The 17,828-nt window shown below is 66.2% G+C and carries 13 protein-coding genes; 6 read left to right on the top strand and 7 right to left on the bottom strand.

Features of this window, described 5'->3' with window-relative positions:
* From OKW76_RS06480 to OKW76_RS06500, 5 genes are all read right to left on the bottom strand, one after another.
* On the bottom strand, positions 1–801 hold the full coding sequence (locus OKW76_RS06480) for an SDR family NAD(P)-dependent oxidoreductase (RefSeq protein ID WP_265552810.1): 801 nt from the start codon (positions 799–801) through the stop codon (positions 1–3).
* A gap of 26 nt (positions 802–827) precedes the next feature.
* Complete coding sequence (locus OKW76_RS06485; protein ID WP_265552167.1) at positions 828–1,970, bottom strand: fumarylacetoacetate hydrolase family protein; 1,143 nt, start codon at positions 1,968–1,970, stop codon at positions 828–830.
* A gap of 82 nt (positions 1,971–2,052) precedes the next feature.
* A complete protein-coding gene (locus tag OKW76_RS06490; protein WP_265552169.1) occupies positions 2,053–3,069 on the bottom strand; it encodes a cupin-like domain-containing protein in 1,017 nt (338 codons plus the stop codon).
* A 150-nt stretch (positions 3,070–3,219) separates the two neighbouring features.
* Positions 3,220–4,794 carry an aldehyde dehydrogenase (NADP(+)) gene (locus tag OKW76_RS06495; RefSeq protein ID WP_265552171.1) on the bottom strand — a complete coding sequence of 525 codons (1,575 nt, stop codon included), beginning with the start codon at positions 4,792–4,794 and terminating at the stop codon, positions 3,220–3,222.
* Between the two features lie 21 nt (positions 4,795–4,815).
* Positions 4,816–6,993 carry an alpha-glucuronidase family glycosyl hydrolase gene (locus tag OKW76_RS06500; RefSeq protein WP_265552173.1) on the bottom strand — a complete coding sequence of 726 codons (2,178 nt, stop codon included), beginning with the start codon at positions 6,991–6,993 and terminating at the stop codon, positions 4,816–4,818.
* 152 nt (positions 6,994–7,145) lie between these two features.
* Here OKW76_RS06500 and manD point away from each other — a divergent pair, with 152 nt between their 5' ends.
* The 6 genes from manD (at position 7,146) to OKW76_RS06530 (ending at position 16,330) form a co-directional block, all read left to right on the top strand.
* The gene (manD, locus tag OKW76_RS06505; protein WP_265552175.1) at positions 7,146–8,357 is read left to right on the top strand and encodes a D-mannonate dehydratase ManD; all 1,212 of its coding nucleotides are present in this window, start codon (positions 7,146–7,148) and stop codon (positions 8,355–8,357) included.
* Positions 8,358–8,383: 26 nt separating this feature from the next.
* A complete protein-coding gene (locus OKW76_RS06510) occupies positions 8,384–9,646 on the top strand; it encodes an MFS transporter (protein ID WP_265552811.1) in 1,263 nt (420 codons plus the stop codon).
* Between the two features lie 173 nt (positions 9,647–9,819).
* A complete protein-coding gene (locus OKW76_RS06515) occupies positions 9,820–12,960 on the top strand; it encodes a TonB-dependent receptor (RefSeq protein WP_265552177.1) in 3,141 nt (1,046 codons plus the stop codon).
* Positions 12,961–13,080: 120 nt separating this feature from the next.
* Entirely contained in the window at positions 13,081–13,806 is a 726-nt protein-coding gene (locus tag OKW76_RS06520) for a SapC family protein (protein ID WP_265552179.1), read from the top strand.
* Entirely contained in the window at positions 13,803–14,834 is a 1,032-nt protein-coding gene (locus OKW76_RS06525; RefSeq protein WP_265552181.1) for a cupin-like domain-containing protein, read from the top strand. The genes OKW76_RS06520 and OKW76_RS06525 overlap by 4 nt, the downstream gene beginning before the upstream one ends.
* On the top strand, positions 14,831–16,330 hold the full coding sequence (locus OKW76_RS06530) for a tryptophan halogenase family protein (protein ID WP_265552183.1): 1,500 nt from the start codon (positions 14,831–14,833) through the stop codon (positions 16,328–16,330). The genes OKW76_RS06525 and OKW76_RS06530 overlap by 4 nt, the downstream gene beginning before the upstream one ends.
* A 1-nt stretch (position 16,331) precedes the next feature.
* Here OKW76_RS06530 and OKW76_RS06535 read toward each other — a convergent pair whose 3' ends face one another.
* Both OKW76_RS06535 and OKW76_RS06540 read right to left on the bottom strand, forming a co-directional pair.
* Complete coding sequence (locus OKW76_RS06535; protein WP_416221849.1) at positions 16,332–17,195, bottom strand: alpha/beta hydrolase; 864 nt, start codon at positions 17,193–17,195, stop codon at positions 16,332–16,334.
* Positions 17,192–17,827 carry a CoA transferase subunit B gene (locus OKW76_RS06540; RefSeq protein WP_265552186.1) on the bottom strand — a complete coding sequence of 212 codons (636 nt, stop codon included), beginning with the start codon at positions 17,825–17,827 and terminating at the stop codon, positions 17,192–17,194. Before OKW76_RS06540 ends, OKW76_RS06535 begins: the two co-directional genes overlap by 4 nt.
* Position 17,828: the final 1 nt, after the last annotated feature.

The following is a 17,828-nucleotide window of genomic DNA, read 5'->3' on the forward strand; positions in this document are numbered from 1 at the left end:
TCACCGCCAGCCCGCGTCCACGAAGTAATTGTGCCCCGTCACCAAAGCGGCATCATCGCTCGCCAGGAACAGCACCATCGCCGCGATGTCGTGCGGCAGCAGCCGGCCCTTTAGGCACTGTGCATCGACGATCTCGGCCTCGCCCTCGGGCGTGTACCATTTGAGCTGACGCTCGGTGCGGACATTGCCCGGGATCACGCAGGTGGCGCGAATGCCGTCGGGGCCGAGTTCGCGCGCCAGGCTGCGCGTCATGCCCTCGATCGCCGCCTTGCAGGTCTGGTACAAGGTCAGGTCGGCAAGCGCCAAATGCCACGAAATCGAGCCGAGGTTGACGATCACCCCGCCGCCGCGTTCGCGCATCGCGGGGATCACCGCCTGCGCGCTGAAGAACATATGCTTCAGGTTCACCGACAGGCGGTTGTCCCAATAGGCTTCGTCGACCTGGTCGATCGAATGGCGGTCGTCATTGGCGGCGTTGTTCACCAGAATGTCGAACGCGCCCTCCTCGGCGATCAGCCGCGCGATGGTGTCGCGGAGCACATCGATTTTGGTCAGATCGACATGCTCGAACCGCACCTTGGCAGGGGCCAGCGCTTCGACCAGCGCGCGCGAATCGGCCTCGGCGATGTCGAAGAAGGTAACGTCGGCGCCCTGCGCGACGAAGCCTTCGACCAGGCCCGCGCCGATCCCCGATCCGCCGCCGGTTACCAGCACGCGCTTGCCGCGCAGGCTGGGGTAGATTGCGCGGTTGCCCTGCGGTGCAGCCTGTTGTTTCGGGATACTGATGTCGGCTTCGGCCATGGTGGTTCCGCTGTCTAGAAGGTCGTTCATGCCGCCGCGCGGCGGCGATCGGCGAGGTTGCGCATCAGGTCGCGGATACCGAAGGCCCAAGGGGCGGCGGCCTTCGACGTGGTGACGCGGTTGACCAGCGTCCCCAGCCGTTCGGCGCGGATCGATACGATATCGCCCTGCTTGTGGGTGAAGCCGCGGCCCGGCTCGTCGCGGTCCTGCACCGGGGCGAACAGCGTGCCCAGGAACAGCACGAAGCCGTCGGGATATTGATGCTCGCTCATCGCCTGGCGCATCAGATCCTCGGGATCGCGGCTGATCTCGCGCATCGAGCTGTGCCCGGTCAGCGTATAGCCCTCGGTCCCCTCGATCGTCAGGTCGAGCTCGGCGCTGCGGACATCGTCCATCGTGAAGCCGCCGTCGAACAACCGAACGAACGGCCCGATCGCGCACGATGCGTTATTGTCCTTCGCCTTGCCCAGCAGCAGCGCGCTGCGCCCCTCGAAATCGCGCAGATTGACGTCGTTGCCGAGCGTCGCGCCAACGGTACGACCGCGGCTGTCCGAGACCAGCACAATTTCAGGCTCGGGATTGTTCCAAGTCGAATCCGACCGGACGCCGACTTCGCCGCCCCAGCCGATCGACGACAGCACCGGGGTCTTGGTGAACACCTCGGCATCGGGGCCGATCGCGACCTCGAGATATTGCGACCACATGCCCGCGTCAATCAACGCGGTCTTGAGCCGTGCAGCATCGTCGCTGCCCGGCACCACCGAGCGGATACCGCCGCCGACCTTCTCTTCGAGCTCGGCGCGGATCGCCGATGCTGCAGCCGAATCGCCGCGCGCGCGCTCCTCGATCACCCGCTCGATCGCCGACACCGCGAAGGTGACGCCGGCGGCCTTGACGCATTGCAGGTCGATCGGCGCGAGCAGCTGGAAGCGCGCGTCCGAACCGGCGGCGCCCAGATCCTCGACCGCGCAGAGCGCTTCGCCCGACACCGCGGTCGGATCGGCCATGTCGAACAGGTCCGACGTCGTCTCGGCATGCGCGATCACCGATTCCACCGTGCCGCCACGAACGATCACCGGCACCGGCCCCTGCGGGGTCAGCACCCGGCCCGCGAGCACCGCATCGGCGTGATCGACAGGCAATGCCTGCGAACTCCAGTTGACCTGCATGTACCTCTCCCAATCCGGCTTATGCTGATAGCGCTATCAGCGTTGACGCCGGTCCGCAACATGGACCGATCGCGCATATTGCTCAGCCCGGCAGCACGTTCTTCAGAAAGGTCCGCAGCCGATCGTCGCGCGCCGGATTCGCCGGCCCGAGCACCCCGCGCGCATGTTCGGGCACGTGGTCGACCGCAGCGGGGGCGGCATCGCCGAAGATATAATGGTCGAACCACCCGCGCCACGCCGCGCGCTCGCCCGGCGGCAGGTCGCGGATCGCCAGCAGCGCGTGCGCGAGCACCCCCATCGGCGAGGCGCGCGGGTCGCTGTCCCACCAATAATTGACCAGCACGTTGAGCGGGCCGAACGCGCGGATATTGTGCCACCACAAGGCGGGCATGAAGATCGCGTCGCCCGGCCGCAGCACCGCGACGCGCGCATGGCGCATCGCTTCGGCGAAGCGCGGGAAGCGATCGAGATCGGGGGCATAGGGATCGACCATGCTCGACGGCTGCCCCGCCATCGTGACGTCGATCGGGCCGATATAGAGGTTGGCGATCTGATCGGGCGGGAACAGCAGGAAGCGCCGCTCGCCCGCGACGACGCAGGCGAGGTTGGGCGAGGCGTCGAAATGCGTCGAGACATGGGTGGCGTTACCGATCCAGACGCGCGGGGTGGTGCCGGCGAGCGGCAGGCCGATCGCATTGGCCTCGATCCAGCCGGGAAGATGCTGCCCCGCCGCCGCCGCGCCGGCATAGAGCGCGGGTGCCGCCGGGTCGGCCGCCAGCCGCACGAGTTCGCGCAGCAGCGTGGTGACGCTGGCGGGCTCGCGTTTGAAATTGAAGCCGCGCATGTCGTCGCGGTAGAAGAAGCGTCCCTCGATCGTCGGGGCACCGACCATCACCTCGACGGGGCGACCAGTATCGAAGCCGGCGATATAGCGCGCGATCGCCTCATGCCCCTCGCGCGCCGCCGCGACGGCGGGCCAATGCGCGGCCTGGCCGCGCAGCACGATCGGCTCATAGTGGTCGAAGATGTCGGTGGTGAAGCGGTCGGCGGCGACCGGTTCGCGTTCGGCAAGCGGCCGGGGTTCAGGCAGGCTGTTCACGCTACTCTCCGACGACGATCCGGGGCTTTGCAGGGTCGTCGCAACCGCCGGCTATCGTTCGCAGCCGATCGGGAAGTCCCTCCCCCACTTGCCATCGCATGACGATGTCGCCTTGGCGACCGCGAGGCAAGTGGGGGCGGGTTCAGTCGATCAGAGCTTCCAGGCGCCGTCGACGCGGGTCAGCACGCCGGCCTGCGCGCCTTCGCGCAGCGCTTCGGGCAGCAGCGCCTCGGGCAGGTCCTGATAGCTCACCGGGCGCAGGAAGCGATCGATCGCCAGCGTGCCGACCGAGGTCGAACGCCCATCCGACGTCGCCGGATACGGGCCGCCATGCACCATCGCGTGCGTCACTTCGACGCCGGTCGGCCAGCCATTGGCCAGGATGCGGCCGACGGTGCGCTCGAGCACCGGCAGCACGCGCTTGGCATCGGCATAGTCGCCCTCGTCGATCTGCAGCGTCGCGGTGAGCTGGCCTTCGAGCTCGGACAACACGCTCAGCAGTTCGTCGAGGTTGGCGCAGCGCACCACCACCGACGACGCACCGAACACCTCGTGCAGATGGACCGGATCGGCCAGGAAGTCCTTGCCTGCGACGCTGAACAGCGCAGCGCGACCCTGGGTCGGGCCGGCGGGCTCGGCACCCTCGGCGACCTTGGTCACGAAGGGGCTGCCCTCGAGCTTGGCCTTGCCGTCCTCGAACGCCTGGTAGATGCCCGAGGTGAGCATCACCTGCGCCGCCTGGCCGGTCAGTACTTCGCCCGCACGCGCGACGAAGGCGTCGAGCTCGAGGCCGTCGATCGCCATCACCAGACCGGGATTGGTGCAGAACTGGCCCGCACCCATGCCGAGGCTGGCGACATAGGCCTCAGCAAGCGCCGCGCCGCGTGCCTTCAACGCTTCGGGCATCAGCACGACGGGGTTGATCGCCGACATTTCGGCATAAACCGGGATCGGCCGCGGACGCTCGGCGGCGATCTTCATCAGCGCCTCGCCGCCGGTGCGCGATCCGGTGAAGCCGACCGCCATGATCCGCGGATCGGCGACCAGCGCCTGCCCTACCTTGCGCGACATGCCGTTGACCAGGCTGAACACGCCCTTGGGCATGCCGGTCTTTTCGACCGCACGCTCGATCGCGGTGGCGATCAGCTCGGCGGTGCCGGGGTGCGCGCTGTGGCCCTTCATCACCACCGGGCAACCGGCGGCAAGCGCGGCGGCGGTGTCACCGCCCGCGGTCGAGAAGGCGAGCGGGAAGTTCGACGCGCCGAACACCGCGACGGGGCCGAGCGCGATCATCCGCAGGCGAAGGTCGGGCTTGGGCGGGGTGCGCTGCTTGTCGGCATGGTCAATCCGCAGCTTCTGCCACTGGCCGTCGCGGATTTCCTTGGCGAACAGCCGCATCTGGCCCGCAGTGCGCCCGCGCTCGCCGGTAATGCGCGCAGGCGGCAGCCCGCTCTCACGGCAGGCGCGCTCGACCAGCGTGTCGCCCAGCGCTTCGATCTCGTCGGCGATCGCGTCGAGGAACGCGGCGCGGTCGGCGATCGGTGCGCTCGAATAGGGCAGGAATGCCGCCTCGGCAGCGGCGCACGCGTCGGCGACGTCCTGCTCGGTCGCGCCGAAGAACGACGCATCGTCGATCTCGGTGCCCTTCGAGGGATCATAAGCACGGAAGCTTTCGGTCGACTGGCGGCGTTCGCCACCGATAAATAGATCGCCGGTAAGTTTCATAGATGCTTCTCCGTTACAGTCTTAGTGATGGCCAGGGGCATAGGAATGCTCGATGGCCTTGTAATATTCGAGATCATGCGCTGGGGGCTGGACGCCCGTCGGCAACGCCCGGCCTGAAACGCTCGCGAAATACGCGATACTGGCGTCACGCCACCATATGGCCTCGCGCTGCTGGATCGCAAGGAACTGGGTAACCTCTTCGAAGCGCGGCGCATCAACGAAGGGCTTGAGCGTCGCCCAGCGCGCCTGCATGTCGCCCACCCCGGCAACGCCGCGATCATAGCGGTGCAGCAATTCGGCCCAGAGCGTCCGCCCCGACTTCATCTTCTCGTCCCAGCCGACATGGTGGAACCACAAGAGATCCTTGTCGTCGACGCTGCGACGGCTGGCGAAGCGACGCGCGACCTGCGGCATATATTGCGCGACCGCGTTCGATCCGCTTGCGGTGCGATCGAAGCCGATGCCGTCCTTGTCGGCGCGGTGATAATAGACCGGGTTCCATTCGGGGCGCGCCAGATCGGACACCCACGGCCCCGGACCATAATGGTGGCCGGTGGCCATCAGGTGCGCGAGCCCCATCGGGGTCATGTAATCGACGACGGTTTCGCGCGACCCCATCATCATCGCGGTGACCGGCTGGACGAACGCCGGATCGGGGGTGAAGGTCTGCTTCGCCCATTCGCGCGCGATCGCGTCCGCCGACAATTGGTGATCCCAGGCGAGCCGACCGAAGGCGTACCAATTGGCCTGGTCGAAGATCGACCCCGACCAGTTGCGGTCGCTGCCGATATTGGCGACCCCCGCCATGCCGTTGAGCGTGTGGCCCTCGAGCGATCCGTCGATCACCTCGGCGACGGTCGATCCCTTGCCCTTGGCGAAGGTGTCGGCGTCGAGCACCTCCTCGTACATCGGCGCGAGATAGGCGAGGTGCGTCGCGAAGCCGAGATACTCCTTGGTGATTTGGAACTCCATCATCAGCGGAGTCTTGGGCATCGTCCCGAACATCGGGTGGAAGGGTTCGCGCGGCTGGAAATCGATCGCGCCGTTCTTGACCTGGACGATGACATTGTCGGCGAACTTGCCGTCGAGCGGCTTGAAGTCCGAATAGGCCTGCTTCGCGCGATCGTCGGGATCGGCCTCCGAATAGACGAAGGCGCGCCACATTACGATACCGCCATGCGGCTTGACCGCCGCGGCGAGCATGTTGGCACCCTCGGCATGGGTGCGCTTGTAATCCTGCGGCCCCGGCTGGCCTTCCGAATTGGCCTTGACCAGGAACCCGCCGAAATCAGGGATCGCGGCATAGATTTCGTCGGCCTTGGCCTTCCACCACGCCGCCACCGCGGGATCGAGCGGATCGGCGGTCGTGGTCTGCTTGAGCTCGACCGGGGTCGACCAGCGCGCCGACAGATACACCTTGATGCCATAGGGGCGCAGCACATCGGCGACCGCGGCGGCCTTGGCGATCCACGGCGCGGTCATGCTGTCGGGCTTGGCGTTGACGTTGTTGAGCACCGCGCCGTTGATGCCGATCGATGCGTTGGCGCGCGCATAGTCGGTATAGCGCTGGTCGTTGACGTCGGGCAGCTTCCACCAGTCCCAGATCGACTGGCCCGCATAGCCGCGCTCGACGGTGCGATCGAGATTGTCCCAATGGTTGAGCAGGCGAAGATCGACCTTGGGCTGCTCGGCAACGTCGATCGCATCGATCGCGGTGCCGGTCTGGAGCTCGCGCAGCAGCGCGAACGCACCGTACAACACCCCGACCGGACGATTGGCGGCGACGACGATCAACTTGCGCCCGTCGCGCTCGATGCTGCGGATCACGAAGCCTTCATCGCCCGCCTTGGCGAGCGGCAGTCCGAGCGCGGCGATCGCGGGATCGTCGCGCGTGCCGATCATCACGCCATGGCTGGGTGCGGCAGCAGGAGTCGAGGCGGTGCAATCGCGCGGCGCGGCCTTTTCGGTCATCGCGTCGATCGCGGTTTCGATCTCGCGCGCGGCGATCGCGATCGTCGCCTGGGTCGCGCGCTGCGCCGCGGCGACGCAGCCGGCATAGGGATCGACCGCGAGGCGCTGCGCGGTGGGAAGCGGCGCGTGCCGCAGCCACAGATCATAGCCGTCTTCGGCCTGCGCGGGGGCGGTGGCGCTCAGCGTTGCTGCAAGGGCCAGTCCGAATTTCGTCAGCGATCGCTGCATAATTTATCCGCTCCGATTCGCCGGCTCGTGCGTGGCCGGCATTGACAGACAGGGGCTATACCATGGTAGCGCTATCAATAAAGGGGCGATCATCAGTCGCCAAAATCCCGGCGAATCATATCGATTCGACCTGAAATATGAGAGGATGCTGGATGCCGCGTATCACAGCCGCCCGGGTGATCATCACCTGCCCCGGCCGCAACTTCGTCACGCTCAAGATCGAATGCGACGATGGCACCACCGGCGTCGGCGACGCGACGCTCAACGGCCGCGAGCTGGCGGTGGCCAGTTACCTCAGCGAACATGTCATCCCCTGCCTGATCGGTCGCGACGCGCACCGGATCGAGGATGTCTGGCAGTATCTGTACAAGGGCGCCTATTGGCGGCGCGGCCCGGTGACGATGTCGGCGATCGCCGCGGTCGATACCGCGTTGTGGGACATCAAGGGCAAGCTGGCCGGCCTGCCGGTCTACCAGCTGCTCGGCGGGGCAAGCCGCGAGAGCGTGATGGTCTATGGCCACGCCAACGGCAGCTCGATCGACGACACGATCGAGGCCGCGCTCGAATATCAGCAGCAGGGCTATAAGGCGATCCGGCTGCAATGCGGCGTTCCCGGCATGGCATCGACCTATGGCGTGTCGAAGGACCGTTATTTCTACGAACCCGCCGATGCCGACCTGCCCACCGAAAATGTCTGGTCGACCAGCAAATATCTCCGCGTCGTGCCCGAATTGTTCAAGGCGGCGCGCGAGGCGCTGGGCTGGGACGTCCATCTGCTCCACGACATCCATCACCGGCTGACGCCGATCGAGGCCGGGCGCCTCGGCAAGGATCTCGAACCCTATCGCCCCTTCTGGCTCGAGGACGCGACCCCCGCCGAGAACCAGGACGCGTTCCGGCTGATCCGCCAGCACACCACCAGCCCGCTGGCGGTGGGCGAGATCTTCAATTCGATCTGGGACTGCAAGGCGCTGATCGAGAACCAGCTAATCGACTATATCCGCGCCACCGTGGTCCATGCCGGCGGCATCACCCATTTGCGCCGGATCGCCGCGCTCGCCGATCTCTACCAGATCAAGACCGGCTGCCACGGCGCGACCGACCTGTCGCCGGTCTGCATGGCCGCCGCGCTGCACTTCGACCTGTCGGTGCCCAATTTCGGCGTCCAGGAATATATGCGCCACACGCCCGAGACCGACGCGGTCTTCCCGCACGCCTACACCTTCGCCGACGGCGCGATGCACCCGGGCGATGCGCCGGGGCTGGGCGTCGACATCGACGAGGAACTTGCGGCGGGCTATGAATATAGCCGCGCCTATCTGCCGGTGAACCGGCGCGAAGACGGCACGATGCACGACTGGTGAGCAACACCGCCGAAACCGCCGCGGCGATGCCGAAGCCATCGGGCAATGTCCGCTGGATCGTCTGCGCGCTGCTCTTCTTCGCCGTCGTGCTGAGCTATGTCGATCGACTGGTGCTGCCGACGCTCAAGCCCGATCTGCAGGGGCGCTATGGCTGGACCGAGACCGGCTATGCCGATCTCGCAATCTGGTTCCAGGCGGCGTACGGCATCTCGTACGTCGTCTTCGGGCGGCTGATCGACAAGGTCGGCGCGCGGATCGGCTATGCGATGGCGGTGGCGATCTGGACGATCGGCCATGTCGCGCACATCTTCTTCACCTCGACCGGCGGCATGATCCTCGCGCGGATCCCGCTGGCGATCGGCGAGGCGGGCACCTTCCCCGCCGCGATCGCCGCGACCAACGAATGGTTTCCCAAGCGCGAGCGCGCGCTGGCGATCGGGATCTTCAACGCCGGCAGCAATATCGGCGCGATCCTGACGCCGCTGATCGTGCCGATCATCGCGGTGACGATGGGCTGGCGGATGGCGTTCATCCTCACCGGGCTGCTGACCGTGATCTGGCTGGTTGCGTGGCTGGCTTTCTACCGCAAGCCGCAGGAACATAAGCGCGTCTCGGCCGAGGAACTGGCGTTCATCGAGAGCGATCCGGTCGAGCCGACGCGCGCCGTCGCGTGGAGCAAGCTGCTGCGCCAGCGCCAGACCTGGGCGTATATGGCGGGCCGCTTCCTGATCGACCCGGTGTGGTGGACCTTCCTGTTCTGGCTGCCCGACTTCTTCAACCGCCAATATGGCGTCACGATGCTCGCCTTCGGCCCGCCGCTGATCGCGATCTATCTGCTCGCCGATGTCGGATCGGTGGCGGGCGGCTGGTTCTCGTCGCGGCTGATCGGCCGCGGCGCGAGCATCAATCGCGGCCGCAAGACCGCGATGTTCGCCTGCGCGCTGTGCGCGGTGCCGATCGCCTTCGCGACCGAAGTGCCCTCGATGTGGTGGGCGGTGCTGCTGATCGGGCTGGCCTGCGCGGGGCATCAGGGCTTTTCGGCCAATCTCTACGCGCTGCCCGGCGATCTGTTGCCGCGCTGGGCGGCGGGGTCGGTGGTGGGGCTTGGCGGCCTGTCGGGCGCGATCGGCGGGATGTTGATGGCGCGCTTCGCCGGCAACATCCTCGAGACGCTGGGCAGCTACCAGCCGATCTTCATCGTCGCGTCGTGCGCGTATCTTTTGGCGCTGCTCGTGATCCACCTGATCGTGCCGCGCTATACGCCCGCCGATCCGGCGCGATTGACTTAGGACAGGCAAGGCTAGCGGCGGCCACGACTGTGGCCGCCGCGCAACATCATTTCACCTGCTTGGTCCATATTGTACTTTCTCAATTGACACCATTTGCCGCAGTGGTAGCGTTATCAGGACGGCCACAAGAGTCGGCAACGGGAGCGGCGACTGCCGCACAGGAGGGGATTACGATGCGTTCAACACGCACGCGCGCACTCGCGCACACGACATCGACGATTGCACTGCTCACGTGGCTCGCGCTGCCGGGTACGGCGAGCGCCCAGGTCGCAGCCGAGTCGCCGACCAATGCGCAGCCGGCGGAAACCGCACCGGTCGCCAGCCAGGATCAGGATACCGCCGGGCAGGAGGACATCGTCGTCACCGGCGTCCGCGCCAGCCTTCAGCGCGCGATCGACATCAAGCGCAACTCCTCGGGCGTCGTCGACGCGATCTCGGCCGAAGACATCGGCAAGTTCCCCGACACCAACCTTGCCGAATCGCTCCAGCGCATCACCGGCGTGTCGATCAACCGCGTCAACGGCGAAGGTTCGCAGGTCTCGGTCCGTGGTTTCTCGGGCGGCTATAACCTGGTCACCGTCAACGGCCGCCAGTTGCCGGCGTCGAACATCGACACCAGCGGCGCCAACGCCTTTGCGCGCGGTGCAGGCCGCTCATTCGATTTCCAGAATGTCGCGTCGGAAGGCGTCAGCGGGCTTGAAGTGTACAAGACCGGTCGCGCCGCGATCCCGTCGGGCGGCATCGGCGCCGCGATTAACATCGTCACCCGCAAGCCGCTCGATGCGCGCGAAAGCGGCCTCACAGGGTCGATCGGTGCCAAGGCCCTGTACGACACCTCGGTCGAGAAGGCCGAGGGCGACAAGAACCGCATCACCCCAGAGCTTTCGGGGCTCCTAAGCTATGCCAACGAAGATAACACCTTCGGCGCGGCGGTGTTCGGCAGCTATCAGCTGCGCCATTCGGCATCGGTGAACTCGAATCCGAACTATTGGAACGTGGTTCCGACCTCGACGTTCTTCACCCCAGGTACCTTCATCAACGCGCTGACCGTGGTCGATAGCCGTCCGACAGCGCCTTATGTGCTGATCCCCAACGACAGCCGCTATGCATTCTCCGAAAACCGCCGCGAACGTATCAACTTTCAGGGCGTTTTGCAGTTTCGGCCGACTGACCGGCTCGAGATCAGCATCGACAGCCTGTACGCGCAGAACCGTCTGAGCGAGGAACGCAGCGAGCAGACCAACTGGTTCAACCGCCCGTTCAGCCGCGTCACCTTCGACGACAACCCCAACATGGCGACCGCCACGTTCCTGTCGGACTATCTGCCCAGCGGACCGAAGGACGAGGGTTTCGAGCAGCAGCGTTTCGCGACCAAGACCGAATTGGTGTCGGTTGGTCTCAATGCAAAGTGGGAATTCGCCGACAACTTCACGCTGAAGCTCGACGGACATCATTCGAAGTCGACCTCGTCGCCCGACAACCCTAATGGGACGTCGGCCACGTTGTTCTCAATGGGCGCGCCGGTCATCGCAGGCCATACGCTCGACTTCACCAGCGGCTTTCCGCAGCAGACGCAGACGCTCAACGATTGCGTGAAAGGCAATTGCAACAACCAGCTCGACGTCGGTGATCTGGGTACGCAGATCGGGCGCACCGTGACTGCCAACCAGACGCAGACGATCACGCAGGCGCGTGCCGAGCTTGGCTGGGATCTGGGCGGCGGCAGCCGCTTCGACGCCGGCTTCAACTATACCGATTCGAAGATGCGCTCGACGCAGGCGCAAACCCAGCAGACGCTGGGTAACTGGGGAATTGAGGACACCGGAATCGTCAGCCAGCTGGCGGGCGACCTGGTCGACACGATTTGCATCACCTGCAAGTTCGACGATTTCGATCCAGGCGCGACCGGGTCGTCGCTCATCGCCTTTCGCGGCAATGCGGTCGATCTGCTCGACGTATTCAGCCCCTATTATGCGGGTCTCGGCAATCCCAACATCGCGTCGGCGCCCGCCGACGATACGGTGCAAGAGCGCATCTGGGCGGTCTATGGTCAGTTCACCTGGAACGGCGAAGTCGCGCAGGTTCCCGCCAACCTCGTGATCGGCGCGCGGTACGAGCAGACGCGCGTGAGGTCCGATGCGGTCCAGACTTACAACAACATCACCTGGATTTCGGACAATGATTTCCGCGGTGATGCCAGCGGGGTGTTCACGACGATCACTCAGCGCGGCAACTACAACAACCTGCTGCCCGCGGTCGATTTCAGCGTCGAGCCGATCCAGAACGTCAAGGCACGCGTTTCGTTTAGCCGCACGCTTGGTCGCCCCGATTACGGCAGCCTCTTCGCCACGTCTTCTGCCGGTGCACCGGGTCGGCCGACCTTGCTGGGGGGCATCCCCACCGGCAGCTCGGGCAACGCCAACCTGCTGCCATTGCTGTCGGACAATTTCGACGTGTCGGTCGAATGGTATTATAAGCCGTCGAGCTTCGTTTCGCTCGGCTTCTTCGACAAGCGCGTGTCGAACTTCCTCGGCAACGGCGTGATCAATCAAGAACTGTTCGGGCTGCGCGACCCGACATCGGGCGCACCGGGTTCGCGCTCGGGAATTGCCGCCGCCTATCTGCGTGCCAATGCGCGCGATTTGAGCGACGTCAACCTGTTCACCTACACTGCGTTGCTGATCCGCAACAACGGTAATCAGGCAGCGGCAACCGCGCAGTTTGAGGCAAATTATTCGAACGGCGCACTCAACCAGGGGTTCGTCGATACGGTCCTCAACCAGGTCGACATCGTCGCGGACGCCAATGATCCGCTGTTCAACTTCTCGGTATCGCAGCCGATCAACAACCGCGAAGGCAAGATCAACGGTTTCGAATTTGCCCTGACGCACTTCTTTGGTGATACCGGCTTTGGTTTTGCTGGGTCGTATACCAAGGTCAGCGGCGACGTGAACGTCGACCCCTATGCCGACCCGTTGGTCAACATCTTCGCTCTGACCGGCTTGGGCGACAGCGCCAACGCCACCGCGATCTATGACAAGAACGGCCTGTCGGCGCGCGCTGCCTACAACTGGCGTGCATCCTACCTGACGGCCACCAACCAGGGCGGCAACCGCAACCCGCTGTTCGTCGCGCCGTTCGGCACGCTCGACGTCAACGTCAGCTACGACGTCAACGAGAACATCGCGCTTACGCTCGAGGGCATCAACCTGCTGAGCGAAAGCGTGCGGACCTACGGCCGTACCGAGCGCAACCTGGTATTCGCGCAGGAGCTCAAGCCACGCATCCTGTTCGGTGCCCGCTATCGCTTCTGATCGGCACCTGCCGGTACCGTACAAAGCAGGAGGGGCCGTCCGTCATGGGCGGCCCTTTCCGTTTGGACCCGCGCCGGACGATTGCTACCCTGCTGCATCCTTGAAGGGCGTCACGACCGAATGAACCGCGTTCTGCTCAACAACGTCGATCATCACGCCATGAAGGTGGCGATCCTCAGCGGCGCCGCGTTCGGCGACTGCGCCAACCAGCTGCCGGTCTTCCCTTCCGAATTCCAGGAGCTCCAGCGCGAGTTCGCGATCGTTTTCCGCCGCAACGACGACGGGATCGACGCCTATGTCCTGCTCGGGCTCGATCGCGACGAAAACCTGTTCCTCGGCGAACATGGCTGGACCAGCCGCTATGTCCCCGCGATCCAGCGCCGCGGCCCCTTCTCGATCGCGCTGGCGCGGCCCGACCCCGGCGGCGCGCCCGCCAACACCGACTTGATGATCCATGTCGACCTCGACGATCCGCGCGTCGGCGATCCCGACGGATTGCCGCTGTTCCTCGATCATGGCGGCAACGCGCCGTATCTCGACGAGGCCGGCGCGGTGCTGACCGTCATCTTCGAAGGGATGCAGACCGCGCGCGCGATCAACGCCGAGCTCGAAGCCGCCGGGCTGCTGAAGCCGGTGACGATGCAGATCGATCTCGACGACGAGACCCAATATGAAGTGCCCGACCTGCTGACGGTCGATCCGCAGGCGCTGGCCGAGCTGTCGGGCGACGCGCTCGAACGGCTGCACCGCAGCGGGTTGCTCCACGCCGCGACGATGGCCGCCTGCTCGCTCGGCAACATCCCTGAGCTGATCGCGCGCAAGAACCGCAAGCGTGCTGCCCCGTGACCAAGCCGATCACCGACCGGCACGCGATCGAGATCTCGGCCGGCGACCCCGCCGCCGGTGATCTCGAAGCCTTGGTCGCGGCGGGTCAGCCGGTGGTGATCCGCGGGCTGGTCGCCGACTGGCCGGTAGTGGCGGCGGGCCGCAGCGGCGCCAAGGCAGCCGCCGACTATGTCCTGCAATTCTACAATGGCCGCCCCGGCACCGGCTACACCGCGCGGCCCGAATTACGCGGCCGCTATTATTACGACGAGACGCTGACCGCGCTCGATTTCGATCGCGAACGCGTCCAGCTCGACGAGTATCTAGGCCGCATCCTCGGCGCGCTCGGCGACCCCGCCTCCCCCGGTTTCTACGTCGGATCGACCGATCTCAACCAATATTTCCCCGGCTTCAGCGACGCAAATCCGCTCGCGCTGCCCGGGCCTGCGTTCGATCGCGTGCTGCGCAGCATCTGGATCGGCAACCGCACCACCGCGACGACGCATTACGACATGTCGAACAACATCGCCTGCGTCGCGGCGGGCCGGCGTCGCTTTACGCTGTTTCCTCCCGACCAGGTCGCGAACCTCTATCCCGGCCCGCTCGAGCCCACCCCCGGCGGACAAGTCGTGTCGCTGGTGAACCTCGCCGATCCCGATCTCGAGGCCTTTCCGAACTTCGCGCACGCGGCGCAGGCGGCGCAGATCGCCGAGCTCGGGCCGGGCGACGCGGTCGTGTATCCAGCGCTCTGGTGGCATCAGGTCGAGGCGCTCGGCGAGTTCAACATCCTGGTGAATTATTGGTGGAACGCCGCGCCGGCGTTCGCCGACACCCCGATGAACACGCTGCTCCACGCGATGCTCAGCCTGCGCGATCGGCCGCAGACCGAGAAGGATGCGTGGGCGGCGATGTTCGACTATTATGTCTTCGGCCCTGCCACCCGCCCGGTGGCGCATCTGCCAAGGGCCGCGCAGGGGCCGCTCGCCCCGCTCGACGACATGGGTGCGCGCCGGCTGCGCGCCGAACTCTTGCGGAGGCTGAACCGATGAAGCCCGTAAAACGCGTCGTGATTGCCGGCGGCGGCACCGCCGGCTGGCTCGCCGCCGCTTTGCTGACCCGCCAGATCGGCAAGCTGGTCGAGGTGACGCTGATCGAATCCGACGAGATCGGCACCGTCGGGGTCGGCGAATCGACCATTCCCACCGTGCGCGCCTTCCACACGCTGCTCGGGATCGAAGAGCAGGATTTCGTCCGCGAGACCGGCGCGACCTTCAAGCTCGGCATCTCGTTCGAAGGCTGGTCGCAGCCCGATTCGCGTTACATCCATTCGTTCGGCACGCTCGGCACCTCGACCTGGATGGCCGATTTCCACCATTTCTGGCTCGAAGCCCGCGCGCAGGGCAGCAATGCCGAACTCGGGGCCTATTGCGTCGAGCACGAGGCCGCGCGCGCCGAGCGCTTTGCCGGGCGGCCCGAGACGAACCTCAACTACGCCTATCATTTCGACGCGGGCCGCTACGCCCGCTTCCTGCGCGAGCGTTGCGAGGCCGATGGGCTGACCCGCATCGAAGGCCGGATCACCCGCGCCGACCGCGATCCCCAAACCGGCGACATCGCCGCGGTGGTGATGGCCGACGGGTCGCGGATCGAGGGCGACCTGTTCATCGATTGCACCGGCTTTCGCGCGCTGCTGATCGGCGACGCGCTCGGCGTGCCGTACGAGGATTGGAGCAAGTGGCTGCCCACCAACCGCGCGCTCGCGGTGCAGACCGCCGCGGTCGGGCCGGCGGTGCCCTATACCCGCGCCACCGCGCACGATGCCGGCTGGCAATGGCGGATCCCGCTCCAGCACCGCGTCGGCAACGGCATCGTCTATTGCAGCGACCATCTCTCGGACGATGCCGCGCACCAACGCCTGCTCGGCGCGGTGCAGGGCGAGGCGCTGACCGATCCGCGGCTGATCCGCTTCCAGACCGGTCGCCGCGCCAAGGCGTGGGAACATAATTGCGTCGCGCTCAGCCTGGCGGGCGGGTTCGTCGAACCGCTCGAATCGACCAGCATCCACCTGATCATGATCGCGCTCACCCGGCTGCTCCAGCTGTTCCCCTTCGACGGCGTGACTGCGCCCGCCGCGGCGCGCTTCAACGAAATGTCGCGGCGCGAGATCGAGGGGGTGCGCGACTTCATCGTCCTGCATTACCACCTCAACCAGCGCGACGAGCCCTTCTGGCGCGCGCATCGCGAGGCATCGCTGCCCGACAGCCTCGCCGAGCGGATCGCGCTGTTCGCGGAAAGCGCACAGGCGTTCCAGGCGAGCGATGAACTCTTCACCGTCACCTCGTGGGTGCAGGTGATGCTCGGGCAGGAACTGCATCCCGCCGGGCACAACCGCGTCGCGCGGCTGATGCCGCCGGGGCGGCTCAAGGAAGTGCTCGGCAATCTGTCGGGGCAGGTCAACGCGACGGTCGCCAAGCTGCCCGCGCACCAGGCATTCGTCGATCGCATGGTCGCGCCCGAGCCGGTGCCGCTGCGCGCGCGCGCCTGATCTATCGCTCGCCCAGCGTCCGCTCGAGAAACGCCACGCTGTCGTCGAGCACCGGCCCCTTGCCGCGAAACGGCTTGGCGAGCGCCATCACGACTTCCTCATGTGCCAGCCCCGGATAGTTGCGAAGTTCGACCGGCGCGCCCGCTGCCTTAAGTCGCTCGGCGAGGTTGATCGCGTTGCGCGGGCGCACCACGGCGTCGTCACTGCTGGTCACCAGCAGCAGCGGCGGCGCATCGGCGCGCGCGAAATTGACTGGCTGGGTCGCTGCGGGATCGGCCACCCCCGCCATCGCGTCGATCGACCGCCGCGTGTCGAAGGGATAGAAGTCATAGGGTCCGCTCAGGCCGATGCCGGCCTTTACCGTCCCCGCAGGCACCCCCTCAGCCGCGAGGAACCGCGGGTCGAGCGCCAGCATCGCGACGGTATAGGCGCCTGCCGAATGGCCCGCGAGCGCGATCCGCTCGGGATCGCCGCCAAAGGACGCGATCGTGTCGCGCGTCCAGCGCACCGCCTGCGCGCCGTCCTCGACAAAGGCGGGGAAGCGCACCGCGGGCACCTTGCGATAATCGGGCACCACCACGACGAAGCCGCGCGCCGCCAGCGCGCGCCCGGCAAAGCCATATTCCTCGCGCCGGCCCGACACCCAGCCGCCGCCATACCAGAAGATCACCACCGGGTGCGTACCGCCACCGCGCGGACGCCACACGTCGAGCGTCTGGCCGTGGCTGCCGAACGCCACCCCCTGCCCCGCGCGCTCGACCCCGGCCCCGCCGCCCGCGACCGAATCGAGACGGTTGAGCAGGCCCGGCGGCGAACAGGCCGACAGTGCCGCCGCGATCAGCGCCGGCACCGCCAGCCGGATCACGCCTCGTACCGCGCCGTCGTCTTGGCGGCGACCTCGTCGGCGGTGACGCCGGGCGCGGTCTCGACCAGCCGGAACGCGCTGGCATGGTCGGGGCGCTGGAACACCGCCAGGTCGGTGACGATCATGTCGACGACGTTCTTGCCGGTAAGCGGCAGCGTGCACGCCGGGATGAACTTCGGATCGCCGTGCTTCGACGTATGCTCCATCACCACGATGATCTTCTTGACCCCGGCGACGAGGTCCATCGCGCCGCCCATCCCCTTGATCATCTTGCCGGGGATCATCCAGTTGGCGATGTCGCCATTCTCGGCGACTTCCATCGCGCCGAGTACCGTCAGATCGATATGCCCGCCGCGGATCATCGCGAAGCTCTCGGCGCTCGAAAAATACACCGATTGCGGCAGCTCGCTGATCGTCTGCTTGCCCGCGTTGATCAGGTCGGGGTCTTCCTCGCCCGCATAGGGGAAAGGCCCGATGCCGAGCATCCCGTTCTCCGATTGCAGCGTCACCTCGACGCCCGCGGGGATGTGGTTGGCGACCAGCGTCGGGATGCCGATGCCCAGGTTCACATAGAAGCCGTCCTGCAGTTCCTTGGCGGCGCGCGCCGCCATCTCGTCACGAGTCCAGGGCATG

The organism is Sphingomonas sp. S1-29, assembly GCF_026167545.1.
In the GTDB taxonomy this organism is placed as follows: Bacteria; Pseudomonadota; Alphaproteobacteria; order Sphingomonadales; family Sphingomonadaceae; genus Sphingomonas.